The sequence below is a fragment of the Moraxella equi genome, from assembly GCF_002027555.1.
GTDB lineage: Bacteria > Pseudomonadota > Gammaproteobacteria > Pseudomonadales > Moraxellaceae > Moraxella > Moraxella equi.
The window spans coordinates 791-4,125 of record NZ_MXAP01000164.1; the positions used below are offsets into that span (position 1 = coordinate 791).

Genomic DNA, 3,335 nt, shown 5'->3' on the forward strand with positions numbered 1-3,335 from the left:
GGTGGCAAGGCTTAGGTCTTGGTCTGTCGCAGTGTGAATGTCTTGTCATGGTTTTATTTGATATTTTTGCCATTCTAAGAACTCCTTGGGTAAGGGAGCATCCACATAACTCTCATCAATGGTATAGCCTTTGGCTCGTAGGATATCTTCAGCTTGTTTGCGTTGGGCTTGCCATTTGGGGAGGTCGGCGGCGAGTTTTTCCATCCATCTATCATCTTCTCTATTTAAATATTTGGAAGTATTGGTTTCTATTTCTAGGTAGGGGTATTTGTGATCAACCGACAACCGCAACAGCAGATTTTTGCGATAAAACAATACAAAAATATCATCGTCCTCTACATACTTTTGCCATTTTTCATAGCTGTCAATATAAAAGCCATCTTCCCATAAATTTGCATAACCTTGATCGTCCAATGATTCAAGTTGCTCAACTTTCCAAGAATCTTCTCCAAATACTCTGGGCGATTCTAAGTGGACATAAGGCTTCCACCCATATTTTTTTAGCACCGCTAAAATGTCTTGATATTGTTGATAGGCATTTTTGCGAGATTCTAATTCGTACTTCTTATCTTGTTCTATGAACGGTTGCTCAATGGCATTTATTAGTTTATCTTTCTCTTCATCACTTAAGTCTTCGGATTGTCGTATTTCATAAATTTTATTATACACAGGGGTGGATTTTTCTGCATACCATTTTACGTAAGTTGCTTTTAGATTTGCACTCAAAAATCCCACATTTAGCGGTTCTTTTTCACTTGCCAACATAATATCTGTTTCAAAGCCATTTAAGTACAACGCCAATTCATAGTCTTCATCTAATAGCTCCAAACGGATTTTGGAAATGTCATCAGAGGGAAATTGTTCACTATAACCAAATCTTGGACGTAAAAAACCCAATCCATCATAACCATCATATTCATTGATTCTAAAGAAATTAGGATTTCTTTGAACAAGTGTTTTGGCATCTTCGCCAAGGCGTACCACCATACGATACTCGCCTTGCTCATTTTTATTTAATACCACAGGTGTATTGTCTTGTTTTGTTTTCATGTAATACTCCACGCCACTAATAAAAACCAAGATATATATCAATAGTAAAAATAATACGATAAGGGTTATTACACCCAAAACAGTGTATTTTACTGTTTTTTTAACTACATTAAAAATCACCATCGCCCTCTACAACTTTTCCATTAACAATGGACTGCATGTAACCCTCTACTTTTGTCTTATAGTTGAGCATAATAAAGTGATAATCTTTGGCAATTCTGGTGATGAATTCCATTCTTTGTTCAACATCATACAAGTTCTCGCCCCAAGTGCTATTAAGTTCTGAGCTGTTTTTCATGTCCTCATAAAAGCGTTCTCTATCAGCATTACCTTCCATAAAATCATCGCTTAATTGGCAGGCATTGGTTAAAACTGCTTGTCGCCCTTGCACATCCGCAATCCAAGAAATGGCGGCCATTGTTTTTTTGAGTTTATCTAACTGCTTTTGTTTATCTAACACTTTTTTTAACGTCGGATCCACCCTGCCATTGGGGGCATAAAAGCAGTTTTGTAGGATAACACGTTGTTCGTGGTTGGCTATAGCAATAAGACTTTTCCATTGAATTTTTCTGATATCTTCGGTAATTACTCCATTACTCGCCCTTAACAGTTCTTCTGTTTTTTTGATATTTTCAAAAGCACTTTTTAAATGCTTTTTATCATAGGTGAAATGCTCAATGAGTCCAAGCTCATCACAGTGTGGCAAATCATATAAATCAGTTTTGACGGTAGATACATATTTTTGGGAATTTCTATGATTGATCGCCTCAAAAAAAGAACAGGGAAGCTCTCTATAAAGGTGATGGTAAGGGTAAATGTCCAAGAACAAAAACAAGTTACCCAAAAGCATTCTTTCTCTAATATAATCTAATTCTTTATCACTCAAAGCATTTTCTTCTAAGTGTTTAATATACTGTGGAGCGATTGCTTTAGCACCAGTAAAATCATCTAATTTGTTGCCATAATAACCAACCTTGGATAAACCTTTATTTACCACATCATCCATTGCCAAGGCACCACAATACACTTGTTTGGCTGCAAATGCCGCCAACCCCATCCAATAAAAGCGACCTTTTAGATTTTTGCCACCCTTTTTGCTGGTCTCCAAATACATTATTGCGTAATGACTAGCTATTGTTTTGATACGTTTTTGGGTTTGCCCCTTTTGCTCGCTATCGTCCAAAAATCTATGCTCAGTGCTTGTATGTTTTTTGGACAATAAAATCATGGAAATTAGTTGATGATAAGACCAAATTTCACCATAATCCATCCTAGCCGTGCATTGGCTGTTTGGCACAGGGTTAGTCATATTGGTTGAAATTTTAGTATCCATTATTTACTCCTTATCTTTTGATGATTTTGAGAAAACCCTAACAAAATCCACCCCCATTTCCACCTCCTCTTCACTTTCTGTCCAAACCCTAACTGTACCGCCCTCATCGTCTGTGATGCCACGAATCTGCTCACCTGTGACTTTGTTGGTAATAACATAAGGAACATTTTTGAGGATTTCTCCTGACTCCGATTTTAGCACAAATTTTTCATCAAAGGTGCCGACGATGGGGGAGCCGTTGAATTTGTAAGAAATTTCTTTTGCTCCCAACACCCAATGCTCTGGTGCGTACACCTTTACAGGCTTTGGAGAGCCTATCTCCACCCCCTCTTTATCTATCTTGATATAACTGCCATTGGAAGTTAAGATGATTTCTTTATCAGCGACAATCTCAATGTTGTTTTTGACACTGATTAATTTTAGTACTTGCTCTGCAATGATTTCTATATCATCGCTTTGGGCTTGAATTTGAATTTTACCACGAGCAGTAAATAGCTTTATACCTAAGTTTTGTACCAACACCCTTAACCCCTGTGCAATGTTTGTCAATAAGTTTTTTGCACTGGCAATGCTCAATGTTCCTTGTGTGGTTAATGTGGTATTTTTTTGGCTTGCGATATTAATGTTGTTTTGTGATGATAGTATGGTACTGTCTTTTGATGATAACAGCAACTGGGCAGAGGATAGTTCAGGGTGTATTTGACTATTGTCTTCATCGTCCAACTCACTTTCGTGCAACTCTTCCTTGATGATGTCGTTGCCCATAAGGCCATCTAAGTCCTGCTTAAATGATTCTTCCACGTCAATGTCTAATGATGATTCATTAACATCATGAGATGCCGAGAGTTTTAAAAAAGACTTATGAATTTGATGAGAAACCATTAAAGATTCAGAAGACTCCCCCACATCCTTCACATGCCCCACCGCCCCCTGCCTCCCATGCGTGGTAATC

At 37.7% G+C, this 3,335-nt stretch carries 3 protein-coding genes; all 3 read right to left on the reverse strand.

The features are described 5' to 3' along the window. Positions 1–45: 45 nt before the first annotated feature. Positions 46–1,050 (reverse strand): hypothetical protein, encoded by a 1,005-nt coding sequence (locus B5J93_RS12715; RefSeq protein WP_143823555.1) that lies wholly within the window; start codon positions 1,048–1,050, stop codon positions 46–48. A gap of 109 nt (positions 1,051–1,159) precedes the next feature. Continuing rightward, positions 1,160–2,383 carry a DUF2515 family protein gene (locus B5J93_RS12720; protein ID WP_079326707.1) on the reverse strand — a complete coding sequence of 408 codons (1,224 nt, stop codon included), beginning with the start codon at positions 2,381–2,383 and terminating at the stop codon, positions 1,160–1,162. 3 nt (positions 2,384–2,386) lie between these two features. Next, on the reverse strand, positions 2,387–3,335 hold a 949-nt coding region (locus B5J93_RS12725; RefSeq protein WP_143823556.1), incomplete at its 5' end, for a DUF2345 domain-containing protein.

Coding starts and splice junctions, on each gene's coding strand:
- B5J93_RS12715 (WP_143823555.1), bottom strand. CDS start 1,050: ATGAAAACAAAACAAGACAATACACCTGTGGTATTAAATAAAAATGAG.
- B5J93_RS12720 (WP_079326707.1), bottom strand. CDS start 2,383: ATGGATACTAAAATTTCAACCAATATGACTAACCCTGTGCCAAACAGC.